The organism is Mucilaginibacter segetis (assembly GCF_016522075.1).
GTDB lineage: Bacteria > Bacteroidota > Bacteroidia > Sphingobacteriales > Sphingobacteriaceae > Mucilaginibacter > Mucilaginibacter segetis.
This window is the reverse complement of record NZ_JAEHFW010000003.1, coordinates 758,774-773,134: the sequence shown is the minus strand read 5'-3', so window position 1 is coordinate 773,134 and position 14,361 is coordinate 758,774. Positions and strand designations below refer to the sequence as shown.

16 protein-coding genes are annotated in these 14,361 nt (G+C 39.5%); 4 read left to right on the top strand and 12 right to left on the bottom strand.

All coding sequences use genetic code 11. The features are described 5' to 3' along the window. Window positions 1-53: 53 nt before the first annotated feature. The 3 genes from trpB to trpD are packed head-to-tail and all read right to left on the bottom strand — an operon-like array spanning window position 54 to window position 2,854. Window positions 54-1,235: a tryptophan synthase subunit beta gene (trpB, locus tag I5M19_RS17180; RefSeq protein WP_200067586.1), complete on the bottom strand. Its 1,182-nt coding sequence runs from the start codon at window positions 1,233-1,235 to the stop codon at window positions 54-56. Next, window positions 1,219-1,860 carry a phosphoribosylanthranilate isomerase gene (locus I5M19_RS17175; RefSeq protein WP_200067585.1) on the bottom strand — a complete coding sequence of 214 codons (642 nt, stop codon included), beginning with the start codon at window positions 1,858-1,860 and terminating at the stop codon, window positions 1,219-1,221. Before I5M19_RS17175 ends, trpB begins: the two co-directional genes overlap by 17 nt. A 4-nt stretch (window positions 1,861-1,864) precedes the next feature. Then, entirely contained in the window at window positions 1,865-2,854 is a 990-nt protein-coding gene (trpD, locus tag I5M19_RS17170; RefSeq protein ID WP_200067584.1) for an anthranilate phosphoribosyltransferase, read from the bottom strand. A gap of 213 nt (window positions 2,855-3,067) precedes the next feature. On the opposite strand from trpD, the gene I5M19_RS17165 reads away from it, so the two are divergent. After that, window positions 3,068-4,009 (top strand): ion channel, encoded by a 942-nt coding sequence (locus tag I5M19_RS17165; RefSeq protein ID WP_200067583.1) that lies wholly within the window; start codon window positions 3,068-3,070, stop codon window positions 4,007-4,009. 2 nt (window positions 4,010-4,011) lie between these two features. On the opposite strand, the gene I5M19_RS17160 is transcribed toward I5M19_RS17165, so the two are convergent. From I5M19_RS17160 to I5M19_RS17130, 7 genes are all read right to left on the bottom strand, one after another. Continuing rightward, a complete protein-coding gene (locus I5M19_RS17160) occupies window positions 4,012-4,836 on the bottom strand; it encodes an SDR family oxidoreductase (RefSeq protein WP_200067582.1) in 825 nt (274 codons plus the stop codon). Then, a complete protein-coding gene (locus I5M19_RS17155; RefSeq protein WP_200067581.1) occupies window positions 4,820-5,656 on the bottom strand; it encodes a glycosyltransferase family 2 protein in 837 nt (278 codons plus the stop codon). Before I5M19_RS17155 ends, I5M19_RS17160 begins: the two co-directional genes overlap by 17 nt. A gap of 3 nt (window positions 5,657-5,659) precedes the next feature. After that, window positions 5,660-6,277, bottom strand: a complete 618-nt coding sequence (gene recR, locus I5M19_RS17150; protein WP_200067580.1) for a recombination mediator RecR — start codon at window positions 6,275-6,277, stop codon at window positions 5,660-5,662. A 77-nt stretch (window positions 6,278-6,354) separates the two neighbouring features. Further along, complete coding sequence (locus I5M19_RS17145) at window positions 6,355-6,747, bottom strand: iron chaperone (RefSeq protein ID WP_200067579.1); 393 nt, start codon at window positions 6,745-6,747, stop codon at window positions 6,355-6,357. Beyond that, window positions 6,740-7,210 (bottom strand): VOC family protein, encoded by a 471-nt coding sequence (locus I5M19_RS17140; RefSeq protein ID WP_200067578.1) that lies wholly within the window; start codon window positions 7,208-7,210, stop codon window positions 6,740-6,742. Before I5M19_RS17140 ends, I5M19_RS17145 begins: the two co-directional genes overlap by 8 nt. Before the next feature lie 95 nt (window positions 7,211-7,305). After that, a complete protein-coding gene (locus tag I5M19_RS17135; RefSeq protein WP_235985878.1) occupies window positions 7,306-8,445 on the bottom strand; it encodes an acyltransferase family protein in 1,140 nt (379 codons plus the stop codon). 89 nt (window positions 8,446-8,534) lie between these two features. After that, a complete protein-coding gene (locus I5M19_RS17130) occupies window positions 8,535-9,620 on the bottom strand; it encodes a DNA topoisomerase IB (protein WP_200067576.1) in 1,086 nt (361 codons plus the stop codon). Between the two features lie 136 nt (window positions 9,621-9,756). Between I5M19_RS17130 and I5M19_RS17125 the strand changes: the two genes are divergently transcribed. Then, entirely contained in the window at window positions 9,757-10,770 is a 1,014-nt protein-coding gene (locus I5M19_RS17125; RefSeq protein ID WP_200067575.1) for an aldo/keto reductase, read from the top strand. Window positions 10,771-10,835: 65 nt separating this feature from the next. Here the strand turns inward: I5M19_RS17125 and I5M19_RS17120 are convergent, their stop codons facing one another. Beyond that, a complete protein-coding gene (locus tag I5M19_RS17120; protein WP_200067706.1) occupies window positions 10,836-11,846 on the bottom strand; it encodes a threonine aldolase family protein in 1,011 nt (336 codons plus the stop codon). Between the two features lie 78 nt (window positions 11,847-11,924). Here I5M19_RS17120 and I5M19_RS17115 point away from each other — a divergent pair, with 78 nt between their 5' ends. Both I5M19_RS17115 and I5M19_RS17110 read left to right on the top strand, forming a co-directional pair. Then, window positions 11,925-12,560, top strand: coding sequence for a hypothetical protein (locus tag I5M19_RS17115; protein WP_214653076.1), 636 nt, complete (start codon window positions 11,925-11,927; stop codon window positions 12,558-12,560). Between the two features lie 57 nt (window positions 12,561-12,617). After that, window positions 12,618-13,820 carry a DUF763 domain-containing protein gene (locus tag I5M19_RS17110; protein ID WP_200067573.1) on the top strand — a complete coding sequence of 401 codons (1,203 nt, stop codon included), beginning with the start codon at window positions 12,618-12,620 and terminating at the stop codon, window positions 13,818-13,820. Here the strand turns inward: I5M19_RS17110 and I5M19_RS17105 are convergent. Next, on the bottom strand, window positions 13,812-14,348 hold the full coding sequence (locus tag I5M19_RS17105; protein ID WP_200067572.1) for a DUF4142 domain-containing protein: 537 nt from the start codon (window positions 14,346-14,348) through the stop codon (window positions 13,812-13,814). The two genes, I5M19_RS17110 and I5M19_RS17105, sit on opposite strands and share 9 nt — an antisense overlap. Between the last annotated feature and the right edge of the window lie 13 nt (window positions 14,349-14,361).

Sequence of the window (14,361 nt, the reverse complement as noted above, 5' to 3'; positions counted from 1 at the left end):
CAAGTGTAACAGTATGTGTTCGGTTTTGATACAGTATTGTTACAAAAGACAATTTAATACCCAAAATAGTTGATATACGTATCCAGATCCTTATCCCCCCTGCCGGATATACAAATCACCACATTATCGTTTTTATTAAATTTCATTTTTTCCAGGTAGGCTAATGCATGTGCCGTTTCAATGGCGGGTATTATTCCCTCTAATTGGCAACAAAGCAAACCAGCCTGCAAAGCTTCGTCATCGGTTATACTTGCATATCTGGCACGATTAATTTTATATAAATGCGCGTGCTGCGGGCCAATACCGGGATAGTCTAATCCGGCTGATATAGAATACGGCTCTTCTACCTGCCCATCGGCAGTTTGCATTAAAATAGTACGGCTGCCATGCAATACGCCTTCGCTTCCTAAAAATGTTGTTGCGGCAGAGTGCCCGCTATCCACTCCTTTACCGGCAGCTTCAACAGCTACCAATTTAACCGACTCATCATCCAGGAAATGATAAAACATGCCCATTGCATTACTGCCACCGCCTACACAGGCCATAACGTATTGTGGCAATTCGCCACCGGTTTGTTCTAACAATTGCTTTTTTGTTTCGGCAGATATTATAGCCTGGAAACGCGCAACCATATCCGGATAAGGATAAGGCCCTACAACTGAGCCTATAATATAATGGGTATCAACCGGATTACCTATCCAGTCACGCAGGGCCTCATTAGTAGCATCCTTAAGGGTTTTACTGCCTGATGTTGCCGGTACAACCTTTGCGCCTAACATTTTCATTCGGGCAACATTAGGCGCCTGGCGTTCCATGTCAATTTCGCCCATATAAACAACACATTCAATACCTTTTAACGCACATACGGTAGCCGTAGCTACACCATGTTGCCCCGCTCCTGTTTCGGCAATAATGCGCTTTTTGCCCAAACGTTCGGCTAAAAGTATCTGCCCTATAGCATTGTTTATTTTATGTGAGCCGGTATGGTTGAGATCCTCCCGTTTAAAAAATATATTGGCACCATATTTCTCTGAATAGCGCTTAGCATGGTATAAAGGAGAAGGACGCCCAACATAATCTCTCAAAAGCTGGTCATATTCTGCCTTGAAACTATCATCTTCTATTATTCTAAGGTACTCTTGCCTAAGTTCTTCAACATTTGGGTACAGCATTTCGGGTATATAAGCCCCGCCAAAATCCCCGTAATATCCTTTTTCGTTAACTCCGTACTTCATCGCTGTTAAATTTTTTTATGGTATTAAATGCTGTAGTTAATTTATTAATATCTTTTATCCCCGGTGAGGTTTCAAAACGGCTGTTCAGATCAACAGCGTAAAACATCGGGTGATCTATTTTTTTCACTTCTTCCATATTATCCGGACTTAAGCCACCCGATAAAAAGAAGGGCACGTTTAATTCGTATTTATTAAGTATATCCCAGTTAAATTTTCGGCCCGAACCCCCATGCTCCGCCGTTTTGGTGTCGAACATAAAAAAATCGACATTGTTCTTATAACGCTCAAGTATACCAAAGTCAAAATCTTCATCAACACCATAGGCCTTTATTACTGTAACTTTATTTTTAAATCGATTGCAAAAATCCGGGCTTTCATTACCATGTAATTGTATTGCGCTAAATTTATAAAGGGCTATTAATTTACTGACTTGTTCTGCATTTTCATTTACGAAAACTGCAGTTTTAATAATGCTATTCGGTAGCTCGTCAAATAAGTCGTTCTCCATTTGGCCGATAAACCTTGGCGATCTGTCGTAACAAATAAATCCCATATAATCAGGTGCCAAATCAGCCACTGCATTAATGTTATCCTGATACTTTAAACCGCAAACTTTAATTTTCATCAGCTTAGTTATGAATTAAGGTTTTAAAGCTATTCAATGCCTTTTTACTGAGGAGTGATTCTTCCGCCTCATAAAAACAATCAGCAAAGCTTTTATCTGACGCTATTGTTTTTATTGCCATTGCGGCATTAGTTAATACCACATTGCTTTGTGCAGAAGTGGCATCATCATTCAATATCTGCATAAATATTCCGGCAGACTCTTCTACTGTTTTACCACCGGTTATCTGTTCCTGATGTATCTTTTCAAAACCAAGACTCTCAATGGTATTGATCTTTTCCCCATCAGCAGAAAAGGTTTTAAAATCGCACGTCAGGGATATTTCATCATAACCATCCAGTGCATTTACGATGGTGTATTTTACATTTGATTTTTGATACAGATAAGCATATACACGAGCAAGTTCAAGGTTAAAAACCCCCACTAATTGATTTGCAGGTTTAGCCGGATTAACCAACGGGCCGAGCATATTAAAAAAGGTTTTTACACCCAATTCGCGGCGTATAGGTGCAACAGTTTTCATGGCCGGGTGAAACAAAGGGGCATGTAAAAAACAGATATTGGCTTTATCTATGTTTTTCCTTAATGTACCTGTATCATTCGTGAATTTATATCCTAAAAATTCCATCACGTTTGATGACCCGCAACCGGACGACACCCCGTAATTACCATGCTTTGCCACTTTATAGCCCGCCCCTGCAACTACAAAAGATGCTAAGGTTGATATGTTAAAGGTATCTTTACCATCGCCCCCTGTTCCGCAAAGATCTATCAGCTCTCCGTTTTGCAGATCAATTTCCAGGCAAAGTTCCAGCATCGCATCTCTAAAGCCTTCCAGTTCGCTTACCGTTATGCTGCGCATACAATAAGCGGTCATAAAAGCAGCCATTTGCGAATTGTTGTATTTACCAAGGGCGATATTCATCAAAATCTCTTTTGACTGTTCGCGCGTAAATGTTTTATGCTCAAAAAGATGATTTAATATTTGTTTCATCAGTATATAAATAAAAAAGGGTTACCGTATGGCAACCCTGATATGTATCTTATAAAAAAACAAAAATGAGGAATGCCTTACGAAATATCGTTAAGCCACCACCAGTTATTGTTTGTTATTATCATAATATGAACGCAAATATGGAAATAGTTTTCACTAAAAGCAAGCAGAATGATATTTTTACAAAGCAACGTTGAAAACAGCGCAAAATAGATGTCGATTCGTAAACAAAAGATCAATCCGGAGAATGACCTCGGTTTTGGGTCGCAGCCGGTAATAAAAAGCCAGCCGCTTTTAAATAAGGATGGTTCTGTTAATGTTAAGCGTAAAGGCTTGTCGTTATTTAATACGGCCGATAATTACCATACCCTTATTAAAATGGGCTGGGGGAAATTTTGGCTCATTGTATTGTGCGGATATTTAACTGTAAACCTATTATTTGCTGCTATTTATTTAATTATAGGTACTGATAGCTTAGACGGAGCGTCGGGAACTAATGGTGTAGAACATTTCTTTGATGCATTGTTCTTTTCGGCCCAAACTATATCAACCGTGGGTTATGGCCATATCAGTCCAAAAGGCATGGCTGCAAACTGTGTGGCCGCACTGGAGTCTATGATGGGACTGCTTGCATTTGCGCTTGCTACCGGCCTGCTCTACGGGCGCTTTTCGCGGCCATCTGCTAAAATTATTTACAGCGAAAAAATGTTGGTTGCTCCTTACCGCGAAGATGCGCAAGGATTGATGTTCAGGATAGCCAATTTGCGCAGAAATGTATTGATAGATTTAAAAGTTGAGGTTATTTTCTCATACAATGAATTAGTTAACGGCCAGCCGGTTCGTAGATTTTTTGAACTGGAACTGGAACGAACAACCGTTAGTATACTTACACTTAACTGGACTATAGTGCATCCCCTGGATAAAAACAGTCCGTTGGTTGATATGACCCCTGAAGATATGCTGCGAAATGAAGCATCTTTTTCAGTATTGCTTAAGGCTTTTGACGATACGTTTTCACAAACGGTACATTCCCGCTCATCTTATCAATATAATGATATGGTTTGGAACGCATCATTTATACGCATGTTTGAACGTGCACCTGATGGACGTATCATTTTAGATATGAGCAAAATAAACGACTATGCATTGGTATAACCCTACCGACCGCTATTTAATAATGGATCCTTCTCTTTGGTAAAAACGTTATAAACAAGTTTATCAAGCAGGGAAGGTAAAAATTTACCTATAGCTACGGTTAGTTTACCCTGCCTGGTCATAATAATTGTACGCTCGCGATTAATAATGCCTTTTACAATAAGCACAGCAACCTCTTCAGCAGTCATCATTTTTTCTTCGTGCAGGGTGCTTTCTCCCTGTTGTGTGCCATCCTTACTTAAAGCTGTATTACGGATATTAGAAGCAGTAAAGCCCGGGCATGCGGTTAATATATGTATGCCCGTTTTTAAATTTTCTACCCGCAGCGCATCTAAAAATCCATTCATGGCAAATTTAGAGGCTGAATAGCCTGTACGGCCTGGTAAACCCTTATATCCTGCAATTGAAGATACGCCTACAATGCTGCCTTTAGTTTTAATAATTTCGGGAAGTGCATACTTAGTACAATAAACAGTTCCCCAAAAATTAACATCCATCAGGCTTTTTAAAACCTTCAGGTCAACATCCTTAAATAATGCACGCATGGATATTCCGGCATTATTTATCAATATATCTATTTTTCCGAACGTAAGCAGGGTTTGTTTGATAAGCTGACCGCAATCCTCCTCTACAGATACGTCGCACCTTACAGCCAAAGCCTTTACGGCATATTGTTTTTCAATATTTTGTGCAATTTCGCATAAGGTTACATATTGCCTGGCGGCTAAAACTAAGATTGAACCTTGTTTTGCGCATTCAATGGCTAACGCTTTGCCAATTCCGGAAGAGGCACCTGTAATAATTATTACCTTATCTTTCAACTTCATATGTCGGAGCAAATATTTTTGGCATACCCGGTATTTTAATTTCGGGTATGTGAAATAAATATTTTGCAGCGAATATAATCATAGCGCCATAAAAATGCCTGATGTATGACAAGCTAAATTTAGGCAGCAACTGTCGGTTAAGTTTAATAATATATGTTTTAGGAAAATAATAATTTTTATACCCTGCCAAACGTATGCGAAATGAGAGATCGATATCATAGCCATACATAGTAAAACGTTCGTCAAGTGCGCCAACTTCGTTCAGAACACTTTTACGTAACAGCATAAATGATCCGTTTATCGCGTCAACCTCTGCAGTTTCAAATTCACCTATGCGGTTAGCATAGTTGCTTTTATAAAGGCGTGATTTTGGGAAATACTTTTCCAGCCCGGTTAGCTTTAAAAAAGACGCCCATGCACGGTTGAACCCAACCTTTGAATACCTTAAAAATCTTCCCCTGCTTGTAAGTATGCGAACGCCCAAAGCGCCAGCATCTTCATGTTCATCCATAAAAGGTAAAATTTTGCTGATAGTGTTTTTGCTGGTAATTGTGTCCGCACCGACCAGTAAAATATACTCCCCTTTTGCACTTTCGATGGCGATGTTATGTGATTTGGAGATCCCTAAGTGCTTATCATTACATATAAGGTTTGCTTCAGGAAATTCATCCTGTATCATTTGCACCGACCCGTCTGTTGAGGCATCGTCAACCACAATCAATTCATAATTAATTGTGTTACAAGCATTTTCTAAAGTTATTAATGCTTGTTTTAACAGGGTGCAAGTGTTATAGTTGGTTACAATTACTGATAATTTCATAAGCTAGCCTGATAGTGAATTTTCGTACGGTACACGAGTCACAATGGATCTTCCTAATGTAATTTCGTCTACGTACTCTAATTCACCACCAAAAGCTATGCCACGAGCTATTGTGGAGATATTTATATTGAATTGTTTTAGTTTTTTGTGCAGATAAAAAATGGTGGTATCTCCTTCCATAGTTGCACTCAGGGCAAAAATGACTTCTTTTACATGGTTATCCTTTAGTCTTTCTACCAAAGAGTCAACCTCCAGATCTGCGGGGCCAATGCCATCCATAGGTGATATTAACCCACCTAAAACGTGGTATACACCGTTATATTGGTTAGTATTTTCAATTGCCATTACATCACGGGTATCCTCTACTACACACACCAGGGAATGATCACGCTTATGCGAAGAACATATCATACAAACAGGCTGATCTGCTATGTTATGGCAAATGCTGCAAAATTGAATTTGGTTACGCAGTTTACTTACCGAATCGCTAAACCTCTGCACCTCATCTTTATCGCGATTAAGTAAATGCAAAACTAACCGTAAAGCGGTTTTTTGCCCTACGCCCGGTAGTTTAGCAAATTCGGCAACAGCATCCTCCAGCAGTTTCGATGAAAAATTCATTCCGCGAAAATAAGTATTTTTTAACTGATAGGATATTCACCGCATGCGATAAATATGAGCTTTAGCAATAACCTCCGCTACTTTTTGTTTTTAATGTTTTTTGATGTTACAAGAAAAGCATTCAGTTCCAGTTTTGCCCGTATCATTCTTTTTATCAACTCATCAGGTATAGGATGTTCAGGTGTAAAATGTATGGCGGACTGGGTTGTATTGAACCCATTTAACTCTTGTATAAATTGTTTAAGTAAACTACCGTGCATTAAATAAAAACTGCAATGTTTTTTAAACGCCGCGTAACCCACCAGCATACCATTATGCTTATAGGAAGGTATCTGGTAGCTTATCAACTCTTCGGCATCAGGTACAATCTCCTTTACAATACCTCGGAGATGCATGAGGATTCTTTTTATATCTTCGGGTAAGGCCGACAAGTATTCATCTACGCTGGTAAATCTTTTTGCACTATCCATTGTAGGCGTCTTCCAGGTCTTTAATAATTAGCTTTTCCATCTTCATCATGGCATTCATTACACGCTGTGATTTAACAGGGTCGGGGTCGCTTATCATTTTTAATAATATCGGAGGCGTTACCTGCCATGATAAACCGAATTTATCTTTTAACCAGCCGCATTGTGATTTTTGCCCACCCTCAGAAAGTTTTTCCCACATATTATCTATCTCTTCCTGGGTTTCGCAGTTAACCATAAAAGAAACAGCCTCCGTAAAGGTAAAGGTCGGCCCGCCGTTAAGCGCCGCGAATTCCTGTCCGTTAATACTAAAATCAATAGCTAATACTGATCCTTCAGGCCCCGGACCTTCACTTCCATTACGGATCACCCTTAAAATTTTGGAATTCTTAAATAATGAAATATAAAAATTCACCGCCTCTTCGGCATTGGTATCAAACCATAAAAATGGAGTTATCTTTTGCATCGTAATTATAATTTGGTTTACTCAAATTTACGAGCTATTATTAATTTTTTCAGGGGGTGTAAACGACAAGAAAAGGGGCAATTGCGACAGGTGCACTAAATATGTAATCTGCTGATACCCGGTATTTTTTTTATGAAGCTTTTTGCATGATTCTGAAAGGGCAGTTCTATATAACGGTAAGACATATAGCTTAAACTTACCGACAATAGTAACGTGGAGCCAAATATGTAAAACCTGCTACCACCAAGTTTTGCTGAAATTAGTGAGCAGATAGTAATTAAGAGCGGAACGTGGAAAAGATAAAAACTATAGGATATATTTCCTATAAAAGTAAATACGGGAACGTCAAAAAAGGAAGTTATTCTTTTTCTGGCAATTGCGATGATAATGATAATAGTACCGCCAATTGAATTGAGATAATCACGCCAAAAGTAGGCAAAGGGGTGCGCACGATCACCATATGGTTTAAAAAATTCATAACTTACATTATATAAAAATAAGGCCACCGCCAGCATAAACAAAACAAAGGGCACACTCCATGATCTGACAAGTTCGGATAGCTGTTCTTTATATTTTGCGCTTAAAATCCCCAGATAAAACACGCCTAAAAAACCTGTTTGATGATTATATATCAATGCAAGCACCAAGATAAAGAACAGTATATTGAAGGTAAGATTACTACGGGATACGATGATAATAAAAAAAGGAAGAATAATGGACATTTTCATTTCCACCACCAGCGACCATATTACAGGATCGATCAGATCCGCATTAAAATTAGGGCCGATAAGCAGAAAAGTCTTGATTGTTTCCAGGAAATAACTACTGTTCCATTCCCAATGCCAAAATTCTTTTATCCATTCGGAAAAAGGAAACATAGCATTATCATCATAAATAAAGGTTTTTAACAATACAGCTATTAAAATAATGGCTAAATACGCGGGATAAATACGGAATACCCGTTTAATATAAAATTCAATCAGTTTTAACGGTCGCTCTCCATATATATAAGGCAAGCTCAATACAAAACCACTCAGCACAAAGAAGAACATAACAGCTGCCCGCCCGTTTATTAAAATACCCAAAGGGCTGGCCATAAGTATCTTGATCCAGCTACCGTTTAAATTATAAGTAATAAAACAATGAGAGAAAAAAACGCATAATGCTGCTAACCCGCGAAGACTATCCAACTGTTTGTACCTGACATGTGTTTGGGAGCTTATGTGTATTTGCATCAATTATCAATATCCTTTAAATATCAATAATGATAACCGTAAGCGGAAATTATATTAAAAAAACTGTTGCCTGTATCAATATAACAGCATTAACTTGCTTCAGCTAATTTCTCGTTTTCAAGAATATCCAGCAGCGCCTTTTCTGCAATATTCAATTCAGCGGCCTTAATATCCTTATCGCCATCTAAATGTGTTATATATTTAAATATTGAACCTTGTTCATAACTTTTTAATACCGTAGGATGCACATAATACTTTTTACAAACTGTACGGGTATTACCCAGGTTTAGCGCAACTTCATCTAAAACACTCACAATTTTCTTACGGCACTCATTCATGCTGTTAAATTCCCCTGCTTCTTTAAATGCATATAGGGCGCTTACGCTGCCTGCCCACGTGCGGAAATCCTTCGCGGTAAAATCTTCTCCGGTTATATTTTTAAGATAAGTATTAATATCGCCTGAGCCAATGGTACAATGATGTCCTTCTTCATTATAAAATTGAAATAGCTCCTTACCGGGAATATCCCGGCATTGCTTTACCATTCGGGCCAGTTTTTTACTTTGCAACGATACTTTATGCATCACACCCTTCTTTCCCTTAAACTGAAATTTCAATTCCGACCCATCAATTTTTACATGCCTGTCCATCAGAGTGGTTAACCCAAATGATCCGTATAGTTTTTTATAAGATTCGTTACCTACACGTATGCTGGTTAGTTCCATCAACCTTATTACCAAAGCTACTACCTTTTCATGATCGAGCTTTCGCCTCGCCAGATCCTTTTCCACCTGTTGCCTTATAGCCGGTAAATGTGCCGCAAAACTCTGTAAACGATGATATTTTGTTTGATTACGTATTTTATTCCAGTGCGGATGATAGCGGTATTGCTTACGGCCGGCTGCATCTATCCCGGTAAACTGCAGATGGCCGTTTTCATGAGGTGATATCCATACGTTGGTGTATGCCGGGGGGATTACCAATGCGGCAAACCTTTTTATCAGCTCTTTATCTTTTACTAATGTTCCCTCAGCATCATAATAACTCCACCCCTTGCCCGACTTTTTGCGGTTATAACCGGGTTTGGAATCGGATACGTATCGTAATCCAACGGCTTTGGCAGTAACCTTTGGGTCGCGTCCAATTTTTTCAAGTTTTTTAAGCAGACGATTCATCGTGAAGTGAACAACAAGAATTCAATAGTTAAGTTTCGGAGACTGGTATTTTTTTTAATGACCATTAATTGACCGTTTCAATCCAACAAAACAGAGCCTCATTAAGTTACCTTTACATAAACAATCAATTACACTTATGAAATATAATTTTTTAGGAAACACCGGCTTGCTGGTTTCTGAAATTTGCTTCGGTACCATGACATTCGGCGGTAAAGGATTTTGGGAAGGCATTGGTAAAACACAGCAAAAAGAAGTTAACGAATTGATGAAAACCGTAGTAGACGCAGGTATTAATTTTATTGATACCGCTAACGTTTACTCTTTTGGAGAATCGGAAAAGTTGTTAGGTCAGTCTATAAAAGATCTCTCACTTAACCGTAGCGACATGGTTATTGCTACCAAGGTACGCGGTAAAATGGGCGATGGAATAAATAATGTTGGCTTATCGCGTTATCATATTTTCCAATCGGTTGATGAAAGCCTGCAACGTTTACAGCTTAATCATATCGATATTTTATACGTACACGGAGTAGATAAACGTACACCGGTCGAAGAAACTATGCGTGCGCTTAACGACATTGTGCTGACTGGGAAAGTGCGTTACATTGCCTGCTGTAACTGGCCGGCCTGGATGGTAATGAAGGCCCAGGGAATTGCTGAAAAGAACGGCTGGAATAAATTTGTCGGCTTGCAATATTTCTATTCGCTTTCCGGAAGGGACATTGAACGCGAGATACTGCCACTGGCTGCCGATCAGAATTTAGCGGTTATGCCATGGAGCCCGCTTGCAGGAGGTTTTTTGAGCGGTAAATTTACACGCGAAAATCCTAAACCGGGTAACTCCCGTCGGGAAGAATTTGATTTTCCGCCGATTGATAAGGAAAAAGCTTATGATATTGTTGATGTTATAGCTGAGATAGGCAAAGTACACAAGGTATCTGCGGCGCAAATAGCCTTAGCATGGGTTAGGCAGCAGCCGGGTATTACAAGCACCATTATCGGGGCAAAAAGAGCTGATCAACTTAATGACAATATACAATCAACTAATATTGAACTCACTGACGATGAATTAGCTAAAATTGAGGAGGTTAGCGCCTTACCAAAGGAATATCCTGGATGGATGGTTGAACGCCAGGGAGAAGGACGATAAATATATCCTGAATGATTCAAAAGTTGTTTTCGGGCTGTAGATCTCTTCCCGAAAACAACTTATTGTTACATCTTTTTTAACTGGGCTACCAGATACTCTACCTCTTCGGGATGAATATCCAGATGCAGCACAAACCGGATACGATGCTTATCTGTACTTCCCGCTTTTATCCCCTTTTCATCCAGTTTATACAACACCTGTTCTGCAGGTTCAACCGTATCAAATAAAATAATATTGGTCTCTACCGGCATAACATTGCTTACCCAAGTTTGAGCTGCCAGTTCTTCGGCTATAATTCGCGCATGTTTATGGTCTATCTTCAACCTTTCCACATGATGATCCAACGCGTAAATACCTGCAGCTGCTAAGAACCCTGCCTGCCGCATTCCCCCACCTAATACTTTACGCACTCTGCGGGCATATCTAATAGTTTCTTTATCAGCCAATAAAACAGAGCCAACCGGAGCCCCTAAGCCCTTAGATAAGCAAACAGATATCCCATTAAAGTAATTACCATAGTCCTCGGCACTGTCACCCGTATGTGCAAGCGCGTTAAATATCCTTGCTCCGTCTAAATGCAGCTTTAAGTTTTTAGCTTGGCAAAGTTGAGCTATGGGCTTTATTTGCTCTAAAGTATAACAGCTACCACCACCTTTATTAACCGTATTTTCAAGTACTACTAAACTGGTGTGCGGGTGATGGATATTGTCTGCGTTAATTTCAGGTTCTATCATCTCGGCTGTAATAATACCCCGGTAACCGTTTAATAATCTTGTAGATACTCCCGAATTAAACGCTATACCCCCACCCTCGTAACGGTAAACATGAGCAGTTTGGTCGGTTATCAACTCGTCCAAAGGTTGTGTAAAGCATTTTATGGCGATCTGATTGGTCATTGTACCGGAAGGGCAATAAATACCGGCCTCCATCCCAAACATATCCGCGGCTTTTTGTTCCAGGGCATTAACGGTCTCATCCTCTCCAAATACATCATCCCCTACTTTAGCGCTCCACATCGCTTCCAGCATTCCTGGTGTGGGTTTGGTTACCGTATCGCTCCGAAGATCAACATTCATCATTATTATATTAAACAGTTAAAAAATGCGTTATTAGTGTTTTTAATTATGCGTTCAATTTTAATCATTTTATTTTTTATGCTGATAGTTGTATCAGCAAAATCACAAAAATGGCAACCCGGCTATTTTATTGATGTTAAAGGCAATAAATCTACAGGACTTATTCACACTGACCCGCATGGGAAAGGTCCCATTAAAAACGAAGGCTTTATTGAATACAAAGAGGATAAAAAAGCTAAAACCATAGAACTAAGCACCAGCGACCTGCGATGTTTTGTAGCCGGGCAGGACAGCTTTGTAGTAGCACATGCACCCGGTAACGAAACGTGGGGGAAAAATGAATTTGATTTTGTTAGGATAGCCGTTGCAGGCCCTTTAAATATTTACGCAGCCAATGGCGGCGGTAGCAAAGGCAGCGGCATTCATGTGTCACCTGGATTTGGCTTGAGCACGGGGGGCGGCTATGGCACTTCTTATGGTGGTGGACTGGGTATATCTTTCGGAGGTGGCGGTAAACGGTCAAAAACAAGTTATTATTTTGGCAGCAATACTGCCGACATGGTGCATCTTAATGATGATAACTTTATTGATGTTATGAGCGAGGTAATGGCTGATGAACCCGAAGTAGTAGAGCGCATACGCGCAGGTCAATACAATTTAGGTAATATGGAAAAGCTGATAACTTATTTTAAAAAGAAAAAGGAATCTCACTAAAATCAATTCTTCTTCATCTCTTTCTAATCAACGAGTTTTTTTGCTAAATTTGTTAGCATGAAACGATCCGGTAGTGCCGATCTTCCTTTACATTATGGACATGTTCCTGTTTGGCTGGCCGAAAGAATGGCTAAGCTGGGGCTTGCTGTAGTAGAAAATATCGTAATTGATTATGGTAAAGATGAGGTACTAAGGCGGCTAAGCGATCCGTTCTGGTTTCAAAGCCTTGGCGCTGTTATGGGTATGGACTGGCATTCATCTGGTATTACTACATCAGTAATGGGGGCACTTAAAAAAGCTGTTAATCCCATTAGCCGCGAATTAGGCATATACATTTGCGGCGGCAAAGGCAGGCACAGTAAACGCACACCCGAAGAGCTGATGCACATAAGTAATCATACCGGACTTGATGGAAATTACCTGGTAAGATGCAGTAAATTAAGCGCTAAGGTAGATAACACTGCCGTACAGGATGGTTTTCAATTATATACACATAACTTTATATTAAGTGATACCGGCAAATGGACAGTTATACAGCAAGGCATGCGCGATAGCAGCAGCACAGCCCGCAGATACCACTGGCACTCTGAGCAGTTAACATCATTTGTAGAAGATCCGCATACTTGTATTTACGGGCAAAATAACGGCTATATACTTAATATGGCTGATAAGCAAGCAAGCGAAAGCAGGGTGGGCGTTATGCATATAGCTAAGGAACGGCCCGACGTAATGCTTAAGGAAATAAATAAACTGGTAATGCCGGGCCATCACGACGTTAAATCCAGGGATGTTGATCTGAAACGCTTAGGATCGGTTTTATGGCTTGCTCATGAAAAGGAACCCAAAGACTTTGAAGATCTGCTGCTGTTACAGGGCTTAGGACCCAGAACTTTGCAATCATTGGCACTGGTAAGCGAAGTGATACACGGAGCACCTTCCCGCTTCAAAGATCCTGCACGTTTTTCATTCGCCCATGGTGGTAAGGACGGACACCCTTTCCCGGTTCCTTTAAAGATTTATGACGAAACAATAGGTACACTGCAAAACGCTATACATAAGGCCAAAATAGGGAATTCAGAAAAAAAGGATGCGTTAAAAAGACTTACCGTTATTGCCCAGGCAGCGGAAAAAGATTTTATACCCAATACAAATTTTGACGAAGTGATCGAAAAAGAAAGAAATAACTCCTGGAAATATGGGGGTCGCACAGTTTTCGGAAAGGCTCAACCTCCTATATCGCAACAGCTTAAGCTATTTTAAATCTGTACACAAATCATTTGCCTGAGTTAAATGCTCCTTAATTTTCGGAAGTATTTTTAAAGCAAAATCCTGGATATTATGATTTTTATCTGTAGTAGCACTTTCGTATAACTTAACAGCTTTTTCGTGATCTGTCACCATGGTTTGCATATAAGTTTTATCAAAATCGGCTCCTGTTTTATTTTTTAGCTGATCTATCATTTGCTGATGTGCAAGTGTCAAAGAGTCACTTGTAATTACATTCTCTTTTTTAGCAAGTTGTTCCATATCGTTAACGATATCACTATGATCGGTAATCATCATTTTTGCAAAATCAAGCACTTCGCTATTTTGTGAATTTTGCTCCGCAAGCTGTGATAATTTTATTTCAGCGTAACTACCTTCCAGGCCGTTCTTTAAAAAAGTAAGCCCTTCACCATCAACAGATGTTTTGTTATTATAATTTTTTGCTTGCCTGGAATTATTATGGCAAGCTTCTACTGAAAATAAGACCGATAATGTTAATGCTATACAAATAATTTTTTTCATCGTAAAATGTTAA

Coding starts and splice junctions, on each gene's coding strand:
- trpB (WP_200067586.1), bottom strand. CDS start 1,235: ATGAAGTACGGAGTTAACGAAAAAGGATATTACGGGGATTTTGGCGGG.
- I5M19_RS17175 (WP_200067585.1), bottom strand. CDS start 1,860: ATGAAAATTAAAGTTTGCGGTTTAAAGTATCAGGATAACATTAATGCA.
- trpD (WP_200067584.1), bottom strand. CDS start 2,854: ATGAAACAAATATTAAATCATCTTTTTGAGCATAAAACATTTACGCGC.
- I5M19_RS17165 (WP_200067583.1), top strand. CDS start 3,068: ATGTCGATTCGTAAACAAAAGATCAATCCGGAGAATGACCTCGGTTTT.
- I5M19_RS17160 (WP_200067582.1), bottom strand. CDS start 4,836: ATGAAGTTGAAAGATAAGGTAATAATTATTACAGGTGCCTCTTCCGGA.
- I5M19_RS17155 (WP_200067581.1), bottom strand. CDS start 5,656: ATGAAATTATCAGTAATTGTAACCAACTATAACACTTGCACCCTGTTA.
- recR (WP_200067580.1), bottom strand. CDS start 6,277: ATGAATTTTTCATCGAAACTGCTGGAGGATGCTGTTGCCGAATTTGCT.
- I5M19_RS17145 (WP_200067579.1), bottom strand. CDS start 6,747: ATGGATAGTGCAAAAAGATTTACCAGCGTAGATGAATACTTGTCGGCC.
- I5M19_RS17140 (WP_200067578.1), bottom strand. CDS start 7,210: ATGCAAAAGATAACTCCATTTTTATGGTTTGATACCAATGCCGAAGAG.
- I5M19_RS17135 (WP_235985878.1), bottom strand. CDS start 8,445: ATGCAAATACACATAAGCTCCCAAACACATGTCAGGTACAAACAGTTG.
- I5M19_RS17130 (WP_200067576.1), bottom strand. CDS start 9,620: ATGAATCGTCTGCTTAAAAAACTTGAAAAAATTGGACGCGACCCAAAG.
- I5M19_RS17125 (WP_200067575.1), top strand. CDS start 9,757: ATGAAATATAATTTTTTAGGAAACACCGGCTTGCTGGTTTCTGAAATT.
- I5M19_RS17120 (WP_200067706.1), bottom strand. CDS start 11,846: ATGAATGTTGATCTTCGGAGCGATACGGTAACCAAACCCACACCAGGA.
- I5M19_RS17115 (WP_214653076.1), top strand. CDS start 11,925: ATGCTGATAGTTGTATCAGCAAAATCACAAAAATGGCAACCCGGCTAT.
- I5M19_RS17110 (WP_200067573.1), top strand. CDS start 12,618: ATGAAACGATCCGGTAGTGCCGATCTTCCTTTACATTATGGACATGTT.
- I5M19_RS17105 (WP_200067572.1), bottom strand. CDS start 14,348: ATGAAAAAAATTATTTGTATAGCATTAACATTATCGGTCTTATTTTCA.